The organism is Lacipirellula limnantheis (assembly GCF_007746075.1).
Taxonomy (GTDB): Bacteria; Planctomycetota; Planctomycetia; order Pirellulales; family Lacipirellulaceae; genus Lacipirellula; species Lacipirellula limnantheis.
The window spans coordinates 313939-331899 of record NZ_CP036339.1 but is presented as its reverse complement, the minus strand read 5'-3'; the positions used below and the strand labels follow the sequence as shown (position 1 = coordinate 331899).

General features: G+C 61.9%; 17 protein-coding genes. 9 read left to right on the top strand and 8 right to left on the bottom strand.

Annotated features, from left to right (window positions below):
• Window positions 1-3: 3 nt before the first annotated feature.
• Window positions 4-1686: a hypothetical protein gene (locus tag I41_RS01320; protein WP_145430232.1), complete on the bottom strand. Its 1683-nt coding sequence runs from the start codon at window positions 1684-1686 to the stop codon at window positions 4-6.
• Window positions 1687-2326: 640 nt separating this feature from the next.
• Between I41_RS01320 and cysD the strand changes: the two genes are divergently transcribed.
• The 3 genes from cysD (at window position 2327) to I41_RS01305 (ending at window position 5665) form a co-directional block, all read left to right on the top strand.
• Window positions 2327-3238 (top strand): sulfate adenylyltransferase subunit CysD, encoded by a 912-nt coding sequence (gene cysD, locus I41_RS01315; protein ID WP_145430230.1) that lies wholly within the window; start codon window positions 2327-2329, stop codon window positions 3236-3238.
• A gap of 94 nt (window positions 3239-3332) precedes the next feature.
• Window positions 3333-5267 (top strand): sulfate adenylyltransferase subunit CysN, encoded by a 1935-nt coding sequence (gene cysN / locus I41_RS01310; RefSeq protein WP_145430228.1) that lies wholly within the window; start codon window positions 3333-3335, stop codon window positions 5265-5267.
• Window positions 5268-5377: 110 nt separating this feature from the next.
• Window positions 5378-5665: a hypothetical protein gene (locus I41_RS01305; protein WP_145430226.1), complete on the top strand. Its 288-nt coding sequence runs from the start codon at window positions 5378-5380 to the stop codon at window positions 5663-5665.
• Between the two features lie 26 nt (window positions 5666-5691).
• Here I41_RS01305 and I41_RS01300 read toward each other — a convergent pair whose 3' ends face one another.
• The 3 genes from I41_RS01300 to I41_RS01290 all read right to left on the bottom strand — a co-directional run bounded on the left by I41_RS01300 (window position 5692) and on the right by I41_RS01290 (window position 7896).
• Complete coding sequence (locus I41_RS01300; RefSeq protein ID WP_145430224.1) at window positions 5692-6198, bottom strand: type II toxin-antitoxin system VapC family toxin; 507 nt, start codon at window positions 6196-6198, stop codon at window positions 5692-5694.
• Between the two features lie 268 nt (window positions 6199-6466).
• The gene (locus I41_RS01295; protein ID WP_168206601.1) at window positions 6467-6973 is read right to left on the bottom strand and encodes an RrF2 family transcriptional regulator; all 507 of its coding nucleotides are present in this window, start codon (window positions 6971-6973) and stop codon (window positions 6467-6469) included.
• 26 nt (window positions 6974-6999) lie between these two features.
• Window positions 7000-7896: a phosphoadenylyl-sulfate reductase gene (locus I41_RS01290; RefSeq protein ID WP_145430220.1), complete on the bottom strand. Its 897-nt coding sequence runs from the start codon at window positions 7894-7896 to the stop codon at window positions 7000-7002.
• Between the two features lie 203 nt (window positions 7897-8099).
• Here I41_RS01290 and I41_RS01285 point away from each other — a divergent pair, with 203 nt between their 5' ends.
• A complete protein-coding gene (locus I41_RS01285; RefSeq protein ID WP_145430218.1) occupies window positions 8100-9563 on the top strand; it encodes a rhamnulokinase in 1464 nt (487 codons plus the stop codon).
• A gap of 80 nt (window positions 9564-9643) precedes the next feature.
• On the opposite strand, the gene I41_RS01280 is transcribed toward I41_RS01285, so the two are convergent.
• Window positions 9644-9928, bottom strand: coding sequence for an antibiotic biosynthesis monooxygenase family protein (locus tag I41_RS01280; protein WP_145430216.1), 285 nt, complete (start codon window positions 9926-9928; stop codon window positions 9644-9646).
• 301 nt (window positions 9929-10229) lie between these two features.
• Between I41_RS01280 and I41_RS01275 the strand changes: the two genes are divergently transcribed.
• From I41_RS01275 to I41_RS01265, 3 genes are all read left to right on the top strand, one after another.
• Window positions 10230-10805, top strand: coding sequence for a hypothetical protein (locus tag I41_RS01275; RefSeq protein ID WP_145430214.1), 576 nt, complete (start codon window positions 10230-10232; stop codon window positions 10803-10805).
• A gap of 1114 nt (window positions 10806-11919) precedes the next feature.
• A complete protein-coding gene (locus tag I41_RS01270; protein ID WP_145430212.1) occupies window positions 11920-12471 on the top strand; it encodes a hypothetical protein in 552 nt (183 codons plus the stop codon).
• 15 nt (window positions 12472-12486) lie between these two features.
• The gene (locus tag I41_RS01265; protein WP_145430210.1) at window positions 12487-12843 is read left to right on the top strand and encodes a hypothetical protein; all 357 of its coding nucleotides are present in this window, start codon (window positions 12487-12489) and stop codon (window positions 12841-12843) included.
• A gap of 101 nt (window positions 12844-12944) precedes the next feature.
• On the opposite strand, the gene I41_RS01260 is transcribed toward I41_RS01265, so the two are convergent.
• Complete coding sequence (locus tag I41_RS01260; protein WP_145430208.1) at window positions 12945-14177, bottom strand: Tm-1-like ATP-binding domain-containing protein; 1233 nt, start codon at window positions 14175-14177, stop codon at window positions 12945-12947.
• Between the two features lie 137 nt (window positions 14178-14314).
• Window positions 14315-15175: a phosphoenolpyruvate hydrolase family protein gene (locus I41_RS01255; protein ID WP_145430206.1), complete on the bottom strand. Its 861-nt coding sequence runs from the start codon at window positions 15173-15175 to the stop codon at window positions 14315-14317.
• A 215-nt stretch (window positions 15176-15390) separates the two neighbouring features.
• Between I41_RS01255 and I41_RS01250 the strand changes: the two genes are divergently transcribed.
• Both I41_RS01250 and I41_RS01245 read left to right on the top strand, forming a co-directional pair.
• Window positions 15391-16872: a sulfatase family protein gene (locus I41_RS01250; RefSeq protein WP_145430204.1), complete on the top strand. Its 1482-nt coding sequence runs from the start codon at window positions 15391-15393 to the stop codon at window positions 16870-16872.
• A gap of 16 nt (window positions 16873-16888) precedes the next feature.
• Window positions 16889-17263: a DUF4345 family protein gene (locus tag I41_RS01245; RefSeq protein WP_145430202.1), complete on the top strand. Its 375-nt coding sequence runs from the start codon at window positions 16889-16891 to the stop codon at window positions 17261-17263.
• An 84-nt stretch (window positions 17264-17347) separates the two neighbouring features.
• On the opposite strand, the gene I41_RS01240 is transcribed toward I41_RS01245, so the two are convergent.
• Window positions 17348-17947, bottom strand: coding sequence for a hypothetical protein (locus tag I41_RS01240; protein ID WP_145430200.1), 600 nt, complete (start codon window positions 17945-17947; stop codon window positions 17348-17350).
• Window positions 17948-17961 lie beyond the last annotated feature (14 nt).

The window sequence follows — 17961 nt, the reverse complement described above, 5'->3', positions numbered from 1 at the left end:
CGTTCAGCGCCGGCGGTTCTTGGAAGCGTTACCGAGCGACGTCAGCATGGCCCCGCACAGCGATGCCAGCGCAAGAGTCGTCGGCTCCGGAATCGCCGCCACCAGGCTTGCGACTGCCGGCGGAAAGGGCGACGCCATGGCGCCCGCTTTGAAGAGCGTCAGATCGTCCTCGTCCACGTCGCCGTCGCCGTCGGCGTCGCCCTCGCTATTCGCGGCCCCCAACAGCGTGCCGTAACTCTGCTGCCAGATCAAGAAATCGGAGCCGCTCACCAGGCCGTCGCCGTCGAAGTCGGCGTTCGGCTCGTCGAAGGCCGTGGTCATGCGCCAAGCGAGGCCGTAGTCCCAGTTGGCGGCGCCCGAAACCTTGAGCGTGTACGTCCCGGCAGCGAGGCTGTTCAAGTAAATGTGCTCGACGTTGTCGACCGTGCTAATGCTTTGATCGACCAACGAGCCCATAAAGCTCGTCGTGGAATCGTAGAGCTGCAAGTTGAGGTTCTGGACCACTGGTTCGGTCGGCGCGAAGACGTTTGGATCGGCGTTCGTGTCGGTGATCTTCGCATTCCAGGCCAGCAAGATTGAAACGTCAGACGCCGTGCTCCCCGAGGCGACCTCGAAATTGTAGTAGAGATCGCCGACTGCGCTGTCGGTCTTGCGATCTTGGTAGTCCCAACCATACGAGCCGACGGCCGCGGTCGGCTGAGCGGTGCTTGCCGCATGCTTCCCGGCCGTTCCGATCAGGTAGCTGTTGTAAACGTTCAACTCGCCGGCGCCGAAGACGTCGTCGAGCGGGCGGGTCTGCGTTCGATTCCAAGGATTGACGACTGAAGTGGTCGGGTCGACCCAATTGGAGAACTCTCCCTTGGTTGCGCCTGCCATCAGCATCGCCTTGATCACTTCGCTACGAGCACCGTCAGAGCCCGCCACGACTTCGTGCATCATCGTCGCGGCCGAACTAATGCGACCCGTCGAGGTGCTCGTCACGCTTGAAGGAGTCACGATGTCGGGACGGAAGCGCCCCGATCCGTAGGTCGACCCGCCGACCACGCCATTGGTCTGCCCGCGGGAATGGGCTCCATCGCTGCGGCCCGCGACAATGGTGTTGTAGGCGTACACCAGCAGCGTGGGCTGAGCCTGGAGGACGGCGGGGCTGAAATTGTTGTTAGCGCCAACAACCATCGTCATGTCGTTCGTTTCGACGATGTAGTCGGCGCGACGCAGAATGGAGCGCTCCGTGCTTCCCGTGCCAAGCCCCACCCAGCTATGGTTCTGCACGCGAAAGTTTTGCGGCGTCGGCGGGGCGTTCCCGCTCGACAACAGGACGCTGCTAAGCCATTGGTTGGCTTCGTAGTTGGTGACGTCGTTCGCGCCAGGAGCGACGCTTTGGGTGTTGCCGAAATAGAACTGCGCGACCACGTTTGTGGCGTGAGCTCCAAACCCCGTGTGCGCGACGAAACTGCCGTCGGTTAAATTGACGCCTGCGCCAGTCGGGTCGGTGGTGCCGTTGAACTCCGGCAGCGAGACGTCGACCAGATAGGATCCCGTCGAGTCATTGGCCGGGCCGCGCACTTCAACAATCGAGATCGAGCCCCCCGCGCCGGTTGGCGTCGCGGCGCCAAGTCGCGACTTGAGTTTCGTGTAGTCGATATCGTCGAAGTAGGCCGCCTGCAGCGCCGATTGGGCGATCATGGCGCCAACGCACCAAGCGATTGCCGCCGCTCGGAGGAAACATCGTTCGGTCGCATGGCAATTAGGCATAGCGGGCCGGTTCCAGGCCGGGCAACCGAAACGATGAATCGAAGTTGAGAAGGCGAATGGCCGGTCTGCCGTTCGGCGGACCGGAGCGCGATCGCAGCCGGTGTCGTTCACAAGAGGTGCTCTGTTCCAGATCGTCGGCTGCACGCCCCCGGGCAGCTCGGCTGTCGATGTTCATTGTCGCCCTGCGGTACGGCAATTTCAAGATTTTTGCCGGTGCCCTGACCACTTCGGTCGGACCGTTTGCGGCGTTCCGTGCCTGACCCTTACATTCTGCCCCTGATTGGCTGGCCCCTTTTTCCAGATCGAATCGTTAAGGTTCTGTCACGCTAGGCAGCCACGGTTGGGCCGGAAACGCTGGACACGTCGTCCGGCGGGTCGCAAGCGATGTTGTGAACCCGTCCCAAGCCCCCTAAACTGGTGGATTCCGCCCCACTCGCCGACTTAATCGTTGCGAACGAACGGCGCGGCGCTTGCCTCGTTCTTGTCGGGCCTTCAATGGCCGTCGACCGCACGGGGGCACGACGTATCGCCGCTAGGCAGCCTCCACCGCTTCGCCCACCCAAACACGCCGATGACTTCCTACAACCTCACGCATCTGAAGCAACTCGAAGCCGAGAGCATCCACATCATCCGGGAAGTGGTGGCCGACTTCGACAATCCCGTGATGCTCTTCTCGATCGGCAAAGACTCTTGCGTGATGCTCCACTTGGCCCGCAAGGCGTTCTTTCCGGCGAAGCCGCCGTTTCCGTTGCTGCTGGTCGACACGACTTGGAACTTTCGTTCGATGTACGAGTTTCGCGATCGGCACATCATCGGCGAACTGGGAATGGAGTGTCTCACGCACGTCAACGAGGAGGGGTTGCGCAGCGGCATGACTCCCTTCACTCACGGGAGCAAGACGTTTACCGAGGTGATGAATCTCGGCGCCCTGCGTCAGGCCCTCGACAAGTATCGCTTCGACGCGGCCTTCGGCGGCGGGCGGCGCGACGAAGAAAAGAGCCGTGCGAAGGAGCGCGTTTACTCCTTCCGCAACTCCGACCATGCCTGGGAGCCGAAGAACCAACGCCCCGAACTGTGGAATCTCTACAACGGCATGGTGAACAAGGGCGAGCAGATTCGGGCCTTCCCGCTATCGAATTGGACCGAGCTCGACATTTGGCAGTACATTCACCTCGAGAACATTCCGATCGTCCCCATCTACTTCGCCGAAGAACGCGAGGTCGTGCAATTCGAGGGAAACTGGATCGCGGTTGACGACGACCGGACGCCGGTGGAACTGCGTAAGCGAGCCGAACGGCGCTGGGTCCGCTTTCGCACGCTGGGAGATTACCCCCTGTCGGGCGCGACGTTTTCACAAGCGCGGACGCTGCCCGACGTCATTCAAGAGATGTTGTTGGCCACGCGCAGCGAACGCGAGGGCCGCACGATCGACAAAGATCCCGGCGCGTCGATGGAAGACAAGAAGCGACGCGGGTACTACTAGTAGTTTTGACAGCGTACCCGATTCGCCCTCCCGGTTTGTCACTAGAACCTAGCTTGCCACTCACGCCGGCTTCAGCCGCAACCCCTGAAATCGCATGTCGCATAAATCCGAGCTCATCGCGTCCGACATCAACGCCTATCTCAAAGAGCACGAGCGCAAGGAAATGTTGCGCTTTTTGACGTGCGGCAGCGTCGACGACGGCAAGAGCACCCTCATCGGCCGCCTGCTCTATGATTCGAAGATGGTGTACGAGGACCAACTCGCGGCGTTGGAAGTCGATTCCAAACGATTCGGCACCACCGGCGGCGATTTCGACCCGGCCCTGCTGACCGACGGTCTGAAGGCCGAGCGCGAGCAAGGGATCACGATCGACGTTGCCTACCGCTACTTCTCCACCGCGAAGCGGAAGTTCATCATCGCCGACTGCCCGGGCCATGAGCAGTACACCCGCAACATGGCGACTGGCGCGAGCACATGCGACCTCGCGATCATCCTGATCGACGCCCGTCACGGCGTGATGACGCAGACCAAGCGTCACTCGTTTATCGTGTCGCTGCTGGGCATCAAGCACGTGCTGGTAGCCATCAACAAGATGGACCTGGTCGACTACTCCAGCGAGGTTTACGAGAAGATCAAGCAGGAATACCGCGACTTTGCGACGCGGCTGGAACTGATCGATCAGCATTTTATTCCGATCTCGGCGCTCAAGGGCGACAACCTCATCGAACACAGCGGGAAGATGCCGTGGTACGAAGGTTCGACCTTGATGCATCACCTCGAAAACGTCCACATCGCCTCGGACCGCAATCTAATCGACTTCCGCTTTCCGGTGCAGCTGGTCAATCGGCCCAATCTCGACTTCCGCGGGTTCTGCGGCACGATCGCCTCGGGACGGATCAAAAAGGGCGAGGTCGTCATGGCGCTGCCGTCGCGCAAGACGAGCCGAGTCAAGTCGATCGTCACGTTTGACGGCGAACTGGAGGAAGCGTTCACGCCGCAATCGGTCACGTTGACGCTGACCGACGAGATTGACGTCAGCCGCGGCGACATGCTCGTTCGGCCCGACAATGTTCCGCAGGTGGCCGACGCGTTCGAGTCGACGATCGTCTGGATGACCGACGAACCGCTGACGCCGGGCAAGCAGTACTGGTTCAAGCAGGGAACGAAAACCGCCGCCGGCTCGATCAGCAATTTGCGCTACCGCATCGACGTCAACACGCTCCACCGCGAAGACGCGCCGGCGCTCGCTCTCAACGAAATCGGTCGCTGCCTGGTGCGGCTCAACCAGCCGATCGCGTTTGACGACTACCGTCGCAACAAGGGGACCGGGGCGTTCATCATCATCGACCGGCTGACGAACGTCACCGTCGGCGCCGGGATGATTCTCAATCGCGCCGCCGCGGGCAAAGACGATCTGTGGGACGCCAAGGCGGACGCGAACTTGCAGGCCGAACGCAGCGAAGTGACCGCTGCCGAGCGGGCTGGCCGCTTTGGCCAACAGCCGGCGACGATCCTGCTCACCGGGCTTGCCGGAGCCGGCAAGACGACGCTGGCGTACGCCCTGGAGCGAAAGCTGTTCGACATGGGTCGCGCCGTGTGCGTCCTCGACGGACAGAATATGCGACGCGGCATCAGCCGCGATCTCGGCTTTACCGTCGCCGACCGCAGCGAGAACCTCCGCCGCAGCGCCGAGGCGGCCAAGTTGCTCAATGACGCCGGGCTCATCTGCCTCGCGGCGTTCCTGGCGCCGGAGGAATCGGTTCGCCAGAAGGCGGCCGACGTGATTGGCCGCGAGCGATTCGTCGTGGTCCACCTCGACGCCCCCGTCGACGTCTGCCGGGCGCGCGATCAAGAAGGACTCTACTCGAAAGCCGACTCGGGAGAGATCGCTAACTTCCCTGGCGTCAGCGCTCCGTATGAGACGCCGCCAAAGCCCGACCTGCTGCTCGACACGGCAAAGCTTCCCGTTGAGGAGTGCGTCTCGCAGGTCTTGGCACTGCTGGCCGAGCGGAAGATCGCCGGCAGTTAGTCGTCGCGCCGAGAAATCGCATTTGCTTCTGGCGGCGCTCCGGTTCTACACTAACGGCAGGCGGCCTGCGAAACTCCCTGCGCACTTGCTCATTTGAGCCGAGGCCGTTGATGGACCGAATTGGCGTATCGTTCAAGTCGCCGCTCACTTCCGACGAAGTTCGGCAGCAGTTCATTCAGCCCTTGCGCGAGGCAATCGAAACGCCGCGGGCCGGAATCTATTCAAACTACATCCGTCAGGCCGACGACCAGCCTGACAAGCCGGCGGAGCATCTGTTGATGTTCCAGGTATTCGATTTTGAGAAGGGGCTGCGCCTGCTGCGCACGGCGATCGAAGGTTTGGGAGCGCCGCCGGAGTTGCGGTTCCACAACTTGGACCCGAGCCAGCCGATGTATTGAGTTGCTCAACGTGCAACATTGGCTGACTACTCCAGCAACAACGCGCGATAGCCTGCTTGTTGAAAATGCTGATCGGAAGTCAGCGCTTCGTTCAGTCCTTCGCGTTCCATGACGATGAATGACAGGCAATCGGTCAGGCTCCACGCCTTATCGCCTCGGCTTCGGTAGATCTCCATCGCCTCAGCCAGAGTTTCCGTCGAGGCTTCGACGGCGCGACAGCGTTCGGAGCCGCCATGAAATTGTCGCCAAACCTGAATAGCGGCCGCTCGATGCGACGGTTGCGAGAGAGTCGCCGTTACCTCCAATAGGACGGCGTCAGTCGTCCAAATTTCTCGGGCGCTGAGCAGAGAAACGTCAAATTCGAGAGCAATCCGGTGAAAGTAGTCGCGACGATTATACGTCGCGACTAAGAAGCTCGCATCGACGAAAACTCGATCAAGCTTCACGCCCATCGCCGCGCTTGGGTGTTCCGTAGAGATAATGGTCCAGTTCAAGTGACCAGTCAGCGGGACCGTCGATGAGCAATTCCTCATCGACTAACATCCCGAACAGTCCCCGACCTTCAGGCGGGCTCGGAACCTCTTGGGGCGAAGTCTCCTTTGTCGATTCCGCCACAACCGTCACGCGCAAGCGCACATTCTGAGGCAACGCAATGGGCGCCTCAGGCCGTAGATTCTCACCGTCAAAATGAGCGTCAAACGTGATCATGGATTTCCAATGTCTATCCCGCGGCAATCTTAATTGCGATGCGACAACAAGATATTATAAGCGCGGCAATTGCTGCAAGCCATGCTTGCAGCCTCAAATATAAAACATCGCCCCCGCCGCTTCGGCGGAGCGTTCTTGCAGTTCGGCAAGGGTGACCGCCTGCAGCCGCTCGTGCCGGGCGCGAGTGAGTTCGCAACAGACCTCGTGCAGCGCCGGTCCCCAGGGCGATTGGGCCGCAGCGCATTCGGCGGGCTCGTCAGCGGTTTCGAAAACGTCGACGACGTCGGCGAGCGTGATTTCGCTGGGCGGACGGCTGAGCCGATAGCCGCCTGACGCCCCACGGGTGCTTGCCGCTAAGCCGGCGCGTTTCAGGTCGTGCAGAATCTGGACGAGAAACGTCGCGGGAATCCCGTGCCGCTCGGCAATTCGCCGCACTGGCGCCGTCTCGCCTGAGGAATAATCCTGGGCGAGCTGCAGCATGGCGAGGCAGGCGTATTGTGATTTGGCGGAAAGCATGGAGGGAAAATGACGAATGCTTGTATGACGAATGACGAATTGAATTCCCGAGGCGACGAATTTGTTGCTTCCGACATTCGTCATTCGGATTTCGTCATTCGACATTTACCTTAGATGCCGCTGCCGTCCTGTTGTTCGAGCGTGTGGAGCCCGCACTCCGTCTTGGCGGTACCGCTCCAACGGCCGGCCCGTTCGTCGGTTTCGCCTTCGGAGACCGCGCGGGTGCAGGGCCAGCAGCCGATGCTAGGGAAGCCTTGATCGTGTAATGGATTGTACGGAATGTTTTCGTCGAGAATTAGTTTCCAAACATCTTTTTTTGTCCAGTTCGCCAGCGGACTGATCTTCACCAGGTTGAACTTCTTGTCCCACTCCACGATCCCCGCCCGCGCGCGATCAGTGCTTTGGTCGCGCCGAATGCCGCTCATCCAGGCATGATGCTTCGTCGCCGCGGCGCGCAGCACCTTGATCTTCCGATCGAAGCAGCACTGATTTGGATTGGTCTTGTACAGCGGCCCGTTATGGAACGCTTCGTACTGCGGCACCGTCAGTTCCGGCTGCAGCATGTCGACTTCGATGCCGTAGAGCCGGGCGATTTTATCGCGGAGGTCGAGCGTTTCCTGAAACTGGTAACCGGTATCGAGATTGAAGACATAAGTCTCCGGAGCCACCTTAGCGAGCATCGATAGAATGACGCACCCTTCGGGACCAAAGGCGGTCGCCATCGTCAGATGGGGAGCGAACCGATGGTGCGCCCAGGCGATGATTTCCTCCGGCTGGGCCGTTTCCAGCCGCTCACTCGCGTCAGCCAGCTCGGCCAATAACTCCGGCGTCGGATCCAACTGACGAAACGCCGGCTCGGCCGTGGCTTGCTCGACCGGCGCAAATTCGGAAAGGACGACGTTAGCAGCAGCGGTCATTTCGGCACTCGGGGCGTAAATCCTCAGGCTGGGGCGGGGCGCGGGCTCCGTTCCCTCGCAAATCTGGCGGGCTAGTGCGGGTTTCCCCATCTCAGGCACCAATCTTATTAAATATGGTCTGTATAGTCAACATTATTTCCAACAATCAGTTTATCGTCTAGGTTCGGGCCGATTGTTCACTTTGGGAAGACAACTCCGGATGCCGCGCGAAGCACCCAACGGATTGATTCGACACAACTAATTGACATCGCTAGACTTAGGAGCGACGCCTGCTCCTCTCTGCACTCAACGCCATGCCGTCGAAAGTCTTTCTCGCCGTCGACTTGGGGGCCTCCGGCGGTCGGGTGCTGGCAGGGCTGCTCGACGGGCAGGTGCTGGAAATGGCGGAGGTTCACCGCTTTAACCATGCCCCGGTGAATATGCATGGACGGCTCTATTGGCGTCTGTTCGATCTCTGGGCGAACGTCCTGCATGGCCTGCGCGAGGCCCAAGGGACGTACGGCGAACGCATCGTCAGCGTCGGTGTCGACGCCTGGGGAGTCGACTTTGGGCTGCTCGACCGGCGGGGTGAGCTCCTGGCCGCGCCGGTCGCCTACCGCGACTCGCGCACGCAGGGAGAGTTCGAGCGCACGTTCGCCGTCGTCCCTCGCGAGGAGATCTTCGCCGCGACGGGCATCCAATTTATGGAGATCAATACGCTGTATCAGCTGCGCGCGGCCCAACGTCTGGGTTCGCCGCCGCTCGACCGCGCCGGTCGCCTGCTCATGATGCCTGACCTGTTCCACTGGATGCTCACCGGCGTGGCCGCCAACGAACAGACCATCGCGTCGACGACGCAGCTCTACGATCCGCGAACCCAAGGCTGGTCTGACGATCTGATCGCCCGCCTGCACCTGCCGCGGGAGCTCTTCGGCAGGCTGATCGCCCCCGGCACGTCGCTCGGCCCGCTGTTGCCTGAGGTCGTCGCCGAGACCGGATTGGCCGGCGTCGAGGTCGTCGTTCCCGGATCGCACGACACAGCGAGCGCCGTACTCGCCGTTCCCGCGGCCGGCGAAAACTGGTGCTATCTCAGCTCCGGCACCTGGTCGCTGATGGGAATTGAAGCAGCTGCGCCAGTGCTGACCGCAGAGGCTTACCGTTGGAACTTCACCAATGAAGCCGGCGTCGCTGGAACGAACCGGCTACTCAAGAACATCAGCGGCCTCTGGCTCGTCCAGGAGTGCCAGCGAATCTGGCGGATGGAAGGACGCCCGTACGATTGGCAACAACTCGCGCACCTTGCCGCGCAGGCCGAGCCGCTGCGGTCGTTGATCGACGTCGACGACCCGCGGCTGCTCGCTCCGCGGGACATGCCCGCAGCGATTGTTTCGCTCTGCCGGGAAGCGGGGCAACCCGCGCCCGCGACGCATGGCGCCATCGTGCGCTGCGCGCTGGAATCGCTGGCGCTGAAGTATCGCGAAGTTCTCGAGCATCTCGAACGCCTCCGCGGCGCCCGCATCGACCAGATCCACATCGTGGGGGGCGGCTCGCAGAACGGCTTGCTCTGCCAGATGACGGCCGACGCCTGCGAGCGCCCCGTGCTCGCGGGGCCGATGGAAGCAACGGCAATCGGCAACGTGCTGATGCAAGCGATCGCGGCGGGAGCGATCGCCGACGTGGCTCAAGCGCGAGCGGTCGTTCGGCAGAGCGTTAAGCTGCTAGATTACCTTCCCGACGAGAGCCGCAATTGGCGCAGCGTCGCTCCGACGACGCACTGAACGAATTCGCGATTCGAGCCGCTAAAGCGCGGCCAGTCGGCGGGGATCAGCGAAGTTCGACGCGCGCCAGCAAGCTTGGCTTAGTGCTTATACACCTTATGCTGCGGGCGCCCCGAGAGGATTTGTTCTTTGCCCCAGCTGGTGACGTTGCGGAAGGCTTCGCTCGTGATGAAGCTCTTGAACGCCTCTTCATCGGACCACTCGCTGGTGATGAGGTACGAGGCGTCGTCGGCGACGTCTTTCCAGAGGGTCGAGCTGGTGTGTCCCGGCGCCGCGTTGAGGGCGCCGATGACGGCGGCGAACTTCTCCTCGAAGTCGTGCTGCTTGCCGGGGAGGGTGTGGTAGTTCATGCCGACAGTGATCATTTGAATGCGCTCCGGAGCTGGTTGTGATGGTGTTGTCTTTTCGTTGTTTGTCAGTGGTCCGTTGTCAGTAGTCAGTTGCTGGGGAGGGCTGCTATCAGCTAGCAACGGACCAATGACAACGGACATTGCCCGCCATTCTACCACTTCGACGCAAGGGGCCAGGGGGAGTTTGACGATTAGTCGAACAGCGACGCGCCCTGACGCGCCGCTGCTTGTCAATTCGTCGATCAACGGGCTCGATGTTCGCTGGCGGCCATCGGGCCTGCTGCGGCTGCTGTTCCGCCCGGTTTAGGAGCTTCTCATGCGCGCCTCCTCGGCTACGTTCTTCGCCATGCTCGGCAGCGTCACGCTAGCGGCCGCGGTTTCGGCCCAGTCGCCTTATCCCAACGAGGGATTCGAACCGGCGGGCTATTCGCAGGTCAGCAGCGTCACGGCGCCGCCGGCCGTGCAGACGACCAACTTCGAGCGGAAGACCGCACGCAACAACCCGGCGCTCAACTTTTTCGGCGGGGCGAAGAACTCGGCGTATGCTCCGCAGGGCCGGTCGGTGCAACCGCCGCCGCCGCGGGCCGTACAGACCAAGCCCATGGGCAAACCGTTCAGCAGCTATCGCGCGTCGTCGACGATCAGCCCTTACCTGCGGCTCGATTACGTCGAGACGGATACCTCGACGCCGAATTACTACATGTTCGTACGGCCGTCGATCGACCAGACCTACGTCAACCGCGAGCAGGCGAACGAGAACCGCGCGCTGCGGTCGACTGTCCGTCAGGCGAGCGCCGGCGGCGCCGTCACGAGCCCCGCGGGAGGCATTCCGACGACCGGTCATAGCTCGCAGTTCATGAACGGCGGCGGGTATTATCCGGTGACGCGGTAAGCTCGGCGGCATTCTGTCGCGACGTCGAATTCTGTCGCCACCAGCGCTTTGTCGCGAAGGCGATTTTTGGCGACAGAAATCGAACGCCGTTAAGTCGTTTGGCGTTCGCCGCTTGCGCTGACGGTGAACGTGAATTCTGTCGCCCTGTAGTTGTCGCGACAAAGATTGCGTCGCCTCGCGCACGCCGAGCCATGTGATCGCGACATATCTCTGTCACGGCGGCCCTGCCGTCGTGACGTTCTGCTGTCGCGACGCTGCTTCGCACCGATATCGATTTTAGGCGACAGAATGCAACGGCTGTAAGTCGTTTCCGCGGCATCGCTTGCGCTGATGACGCACTGGCGTTTTGTCGCTTCTGTCGCGACAGCAAAGGCGACAGATGTCGCGGTCGCTGGCATTTTTGATTGTCGCCGCATGGCTCGACTCGCGCCCGAGTCGCGTTGGTTGAAGCGAGGCGGTGCGCAGCGCGACTGCCGACGGAATGGCAGCGGTGGGCGTGAAGCGAATCGAATTGTCAAAGAACGTGGTTGGGTATCGCACAGTGATCGCCGCCCACAACGCTTTTGGCCGAAGGCCTCCGTCACCGTAGCCTAGGGCAACGCCCTAGGGGTGCGATCAATGTTCCTGGCGTTTTGGCTGAAGGCCATATTCACGCTGGCTTTCGGTCCCCAAAGAGTGAGTATGGCCTTCGGCCAAAAATGCAGCGCGAGGCATGCCAGTTCCTAGGGCGTTGCCCTAGGCTACGGTGTCAACAGGCCTTCGGCCAAGGGATGTGCGATTGGTCTCATGGGTGAACGAGGCCCTACTAACGGCAGCTGACTGTATATACGGAAGTTCACTATTTCAGACTTGGTGGCCAAAATCAAGCTGTTAGATTTGATTTTCGCTTTGAATAGGGCTGCTGGTTAGCCGGAGGGCCACGCCCTCCGGGTTTGAAGCGGGGAATCGCTTGGCGGGGCTGCCCGGACCGCGTGGCGGTCCGGCTAAGGGGCGAGCGGTCGAGGTTGGGGGAGTGCTCGATGGGCGTGGTTTCGCGGCGCTCGCGCGACGTGATAGATTGGACCGACTTGAGTTCCTTCACTCGACGACGTTTCTCGCCATCGGAGTCCGTGCCATGCGCATGCTGCCTAACTTCATTCGCGCCACGTTGTTGCTGGCCGCTGTTGCGATCTTGTCGTTGTCGTTCGCCGCGTTGCGGGTGAGCGCCGCCGAAGCGGCTCAAGCCGCGACGGCCAAAGAGGAGCAGCAGCTTACGGAACCAACGGCTGAGCAGGTGGCAGATCTTGAGAAGCTGATGAACCGCGCGACGATGGTCGGGCACTTCACCGTGACGGGCGGGGGTGAAGGAAATAAGCTCGACGGCGGAGGCGGGAAGTTGACCGAAGAGCGTTATGAACTCGGCGAAGTGAAGCGTCTCGAAAGCGGCGATTGGCTCATCCAGTCGCGCATCCGCTATGGCGATCACGACGTCACGATTCCGCTGACGCTGCCGATCCGCTGGGCGGGCGACACGCCGGTCATCTGCGTCGACGACATGCTGATCCCCGGGCTGGGGACGTTTACGGCGCGGGTGATGATTTACCGCGGGCACTACGCCGGGTTCTGGACCGGCGCGGACCATGGGGGGCATCTTTTCGGGGTGATTGAAGCGGCGAAAGAAGAGTAACAGGACCTCCGAACGATGGCGTATTGGCGTCGCAATCTTGAAGACCAGAACACCTACGAAGAAGGGTGCGCCGACGCTGTGAGCGATATCAAGGAGAGTCGGTTGCAATTTTTCTGGGGAGTGCGCGGGACTTGGGGCGACTATTGCCAGAAGCTTTTTCGTGATCGCTTTGACGCGGAGGTCGTGGTGACGAGTTGCTTCGAATGGGAAGGATTGTTGGCATATCGAGATGGATACAATACCACGATGAAAGAGCACATCGACGGCCGCTTCGGACCGGGCAGCGTTGATCGTGCAAGAGAAGAAGTGCAAAAGTGGCGGAAAGATGCCTACGACGCTTGGGTGAAACGACGCGAACCGGGCGATTCTTAGAATCGACGCTGCAACGCGAGCCCTAACGGCGCGACGTAACGGCGACGCCTGCTGCGTCACCCCCGGCTTGAAGAGCCGGGGGCTAAGGGACGCCGGGGTGGCTACTTCTTCTTTTTGGCTTCGATCAAGCCGATGAGGCGGTCGCAGCATTCTTTGACGAACGCGGGGTCTTCGGGGCCGAGATCTTTTTCGACCACTTCAATCGTCTTCGGCAGGCTCGCCTTGATCGCGGCGTAATAGGTCTTGTCGCTCTCGGGATTGCGGAGCGGGCCGCCTTCGACGCCGTAACGGCTCGTGCCGCGCAGCGGGAGCATCATCACCGCGTCGCCCTTGGTGTATTGCAGCCGCTTGCCGATTTCCTTGGCCACTTCCACCAGCTCGTCGGGGTTGAGCCGCGGCGCCGCGATGATCGGGCTGTGGAACGTGTTCATGTGGTTCTTGTACTTCTCGGGGAGCACATGCTCTTCGGCGAGGAAGAGGCCGATGTGCTCGCTGCCGCCGGGGACGAGCACTTGCGGCAGGCCGAGCTTGCCGGCGACGGTGAGGCGTTCCGGGCCGCCCGCGCGGAGGGCGTGGTGGAGCTCGTCGCTGATTTCGCCCATGGCGTAGTCGAAGACGCCGGTGATCAGGCCTTCGCGCATCATCTGCTCCATCGCCCGGCCGCCGGCGCCGACGGCGTGGAACATGATCACTTCGTAGCCCTTTGATTCGAGATACTCGACGGCGACCTCGGCGCCCTTGGTGAGGACGCCGAGGTTACTCATGCCGATGAGCGGCTTGTTGCTGGCGGCCACCTTCTCCTCGTCGATGTTCGCCATGCCGCAGGCGGCGCCGGCAGCGTTGGCCAGCACTTTGCGCATGAACGGATTGAGGCCGAGGATGTCGCTGACCGAGAACATCATCATGATGTCTTTGATGCCGACGAAGGCGGAGGTGTCGCCGGCGGCGCAAGTCGAGACCATCAGCTTGGGGAAGCCGTAGGGGAGTTGCCGCATGACGCCGGTGGCGCTGGAAGTCCCTTGCGTGCCGCCCAGGCCGATCACCGCGTGGGCTTCGCCCTGCTTGATCATCTCGCCGATGAGTTTGGCGGCGCCCTTGACCATCACCGGCGCGGCCTTCTCGCGGGTGGCGTCCTTCAGCAATTCAGCCAGCGGCGTGCCGCCCGCTTCGGCGAGTTGCTCGCGGGTGATGTCGGCTTTGATCGTCGGCGAACCGACGACGCCGATGTCGCAGAGGATCGCGCGACAACCGTCGTGCTCGATCTGCTCTTTGAGAAACGCCGTCTCGCGGCCTTTGGTATCCAACGTCGAGAGAACTACGACCGACTTGGCCATGACGAGCGTTCCTTGTTCTGATGAGAGGCAGACAGATCTCACGCAAAGGCGCAAAGGCGCGAAGAAAACAAGACGATGAAGTTCATCTTCTTTGCGCCTTCGCGCCTTTGCGTGAGACTTCTTTAATTTCTAACGAGTTACTTTGTGTATCGCAGCGCCGCGAACTTTTTGCCGGCTTCGAAGACCGCCTTTTCGATCGGCAGGCGTTCGGTCGACGAGCCGGTCCAGATCCCTTCGCACGAGGCGTGGTCGAGCATGTACTGCGCGTCTTCCGGCGTTTCCATCGCGGCGCCGTGGGCGATGCAGATCAGCTCGGGCATGATCTTCTTGCATTTGTCGTGAACGATTTTGGTCCGCTCGGCGGTTCCTTCGATTGTCTCGCCCGAGTCGTAGCCCTTGCGGCCGCCCTTGGTGGTGCCGGCGTGGTAGCAGAAGAGATCGGGCTTCGCCTCTTCGATCATCTGCAGGCTGTCTTCTTCGGTGAAGGCGACGCCGATGGTGACCATGTTCAGTTCTTGCTTGGCAATCTTGAGCATCTCGACTTCGTTCTCGATCGTGATGCCGCACTTGCGGAGTACCTTGAAGATTTCGCTGTCGCGGTCGATGTAGCTGACCGACGGGCCGATGTTCGAGACGCTGATGACGCCGAGCGACTTGATCTGCTCGAGGAAGCCCCACATGTCGCGCAAGGGGTCGTTGGCGTTGATGCACATGCAGACGAAGGCGTCGCCTTTCATCGCCGGGAGGACGTCTTCCTGCGTGTTCTTGAAGACTTGTTCGTTGGCGTTGACGATTGGCCAAAGCATGGCCATGGTGCCCATGCCGTTGGCGCGAAGGCGGGCGCCGTGGAAGGTGTTCACGCAGTCGGCGCCTGCTTCTTCGAGCATCCGGGCGACGAGGCCGCTAGCGGCGCTGGAGATGAGGACCGGGGTGCGGCTCTCGACCTTCTTACGGAGCTTGGCGAGAACTTTTTCACGGGTGGTGCGCGGAACGAACACGGCGAGAACTCCCAGACAATATGACGGCGAAGATGCGAACGATTGATCCGAAAGAATGAGCCCCGCGCCAGGCGTCCGCCGGCCGGGGAACCGGGTATCATATCAGTTAAGCAGGCTGCGCGTAACTGGCCGGCCCGGCAGAGGGGAGGCTCGTTTTCAGACGCCTCAGAAGCCCCACTGCAACGGCACGACGGACACGACGAGGAATACAAGAGATGAGAAGTTTCTTAAGTGAGACAACATGCCTCTTCGTCGTGCTCGTTGTGTCGCCGTGGTTCAATTCCGCAAATGCGCAGGCCGAAACCGCTCGCCCGAATTTTGTGTTCATCATTGCCGACGACGTGTCGCCGGACGATTTGCCCTGTTACGCGCCGTCGCCGGTGAAGGCGCCGCATCTGGATCGACTGGCCGCGGAAGGGCGCGTTTTCGATCGCGCGTATCTGACCACGAGCAGCTGCAGTCCCACGCGGTGCAGCATCATCACCGGGCGGTATCCCCACAACACGGGCGCGCCTGAGTTGCACCTGCCGTTGCCGGCAGGGCAGTTCATGTTCCCGCAGGCCCTGCGCGCGGCGGGATACTTTACCGTCCTCTCCGGCAAGAACCATCTGGGGCCGAACATCTTCACGGCCTTCGACCAGATCTCGCCTGGTCGCGGCCCCGGCAAGGAAGGTGACTGGGTGCGCCAGCTGCGCGAACGGCCGCAGGACAAACCGTTCTTCATGTGGCTGGCGTCGACCGACGCCCATCGCCCTTGGCAAACCTCCGAGCAAGATCCGGTCTATGATCCGGCGAGCGCCGTCGTGCCTCCCTTTCTCGTCGACGGTCCACAGACGCGCGAAGACCTAGCCGCCTACTATCACGAGATCAGCAGGCTCGACCGCTTTGTGGGGAAAGTCGTCGACGAACTGCAGCGGCAAGGCATCGCCGAAAATACCTACGTGATCTTCACGGCCGACAATGGACGACCGTTTCCGCGTTGCAAGACGCGGCTCTACGACAGCGGCGTGAAGACGCCGCTGATTGTGTGGCGTCCGGGGACGATCAAGCCGGGGCGAACCGGCGCGCTGGCGAGCGTGATTGACCTTGCACCGACGATCCTGCAACTCGCGGGACTGCCGATTGACCCGCGGGTGCAGGGGGTAAGCTTGGAGCCGCTTCTAGCCAACCCGCAAGCGACGGTGCGCGACGTGGCGTTCAGCGAGCACAACTGGCACGTGGGGCAAGCGCATGAGCGGTCGGTGCGCGACGGGCGGTGGCTTTACATACGCAACGCCTATCCGGCGCTGCAAAGCTTGTGCGTTGAATCGGGGCCGCAGGAGCCAGCGGGCCGGGAGTTGTGGATGGTCTACGCGGCGGGGACGCTCAAGCCGGAGCAAGGAGACGTCTTTCTGCAGCCGCGGCCGGCCGAGGAGTTGTACGACGTCGAGGCCGATCCGCACCAACTGCGAAACCTGCTCGGCAAGTCCGAAGCGACGGAGGAGATGGCCGCGGTGCACGCTCGCTTGCAGCAGGCGCTCGATCAATGGGTCGCTGAAACCGGCGACGCCGTCCCGACGAACCCCACGCCAGGCGCGAATGTCGTGGGGCGCGGCCAAGGGATGGGTCGGGAATTCCGCCATCGCGAACTTCCCGGCGAGTCCCGCAACGCAAGCAGCCTCAACGCACCCGGCCCCATCCGACTATCGACGCCCTAACGCACCGCGAGCCGCCATGATTTCCCGCATCTTCTTGACCGTTGTCGGCATCCTTTACGCAGGCCTGGCCATCTACTGCGCCGTTGCTCCCCAGAAAGCCGCCGACACGGTCGGGTTGGAGATGAAGGGGGGCTCGGGGCGGAGCGAGTTCCTCACCGTTTATGGCGGGCTGGAGATGGGAATGGCCGTCTTCTTTCTGTGGGGGGCATGGCGGCCCGAGCATGCAAGATCGGCCGTGTTGGCCTGCCTAGCGATTCATGCGTGTTTGGTGTTGTTTCGAGGGGCGAGCTTCGCGATGTTCGCCGGAATTGCGCCCCCCACGTACAAACTCGCGGTTGGGGAGTGGGTAATTTTCTTGGCGTCGATCGGCGTGTGGTGGAAGGGGAAGTGATTGGGGGGCACGCCGCTCGACATTGCCGGCCGCGTGCCGCGCTAGTAGCGCTTCGCGATTGCCAGTAGTCGGGTCTGGGACCAATTACTCCGACTCAACAACGGCGTGGTCGATGATCTTCACGCCGAGCTCGCCGGCTCGATGGACGACCACAGGCAACGCGGCGGCGCGCAGCGCTCCTTCCATGGCGACGTCATCGATCTCGCCGCCTGGTGCGTGGCAGCGCATGACGGTCACGACGCTCGTGCCCCGTGGCCCGGTGCGCGAGCCGCGGGCGTCGAACAGTTCGATCGCGTCGAGGCGATTGAAGTCGACGGTTTGCGAAATGCCCTTGCCGAGCATTCCCTCGGCGATCACCAGCTGCGTCGGGCTGACGGTGACGTGCTCGAATGGGTAGGTGAGCACTGCGCCGAGGAAGAAGAACAGGCCCATCATCGTGAGCAATGACCCGAGGACCAATGGCTTGCCGCGGCCGATGGGGAGCCGACCGGTAACGATCGGAACGCCGAGCCCCAGCAGCCCCAGTCCGATGGCGACGGGGAGCAGCATGTCGACCCAGTGGGGCGTGAAGGTGACGATGCCGTCGATCTCCGCCTGGCGGATGCAGCCGGCGCACGCCAAGCCAAGGCAGGCGCTGGCGAGCCTCGCGGGTCGTGCGCGATCCAGCAAATATGTGATGGTCATGAACGACGGGGGCA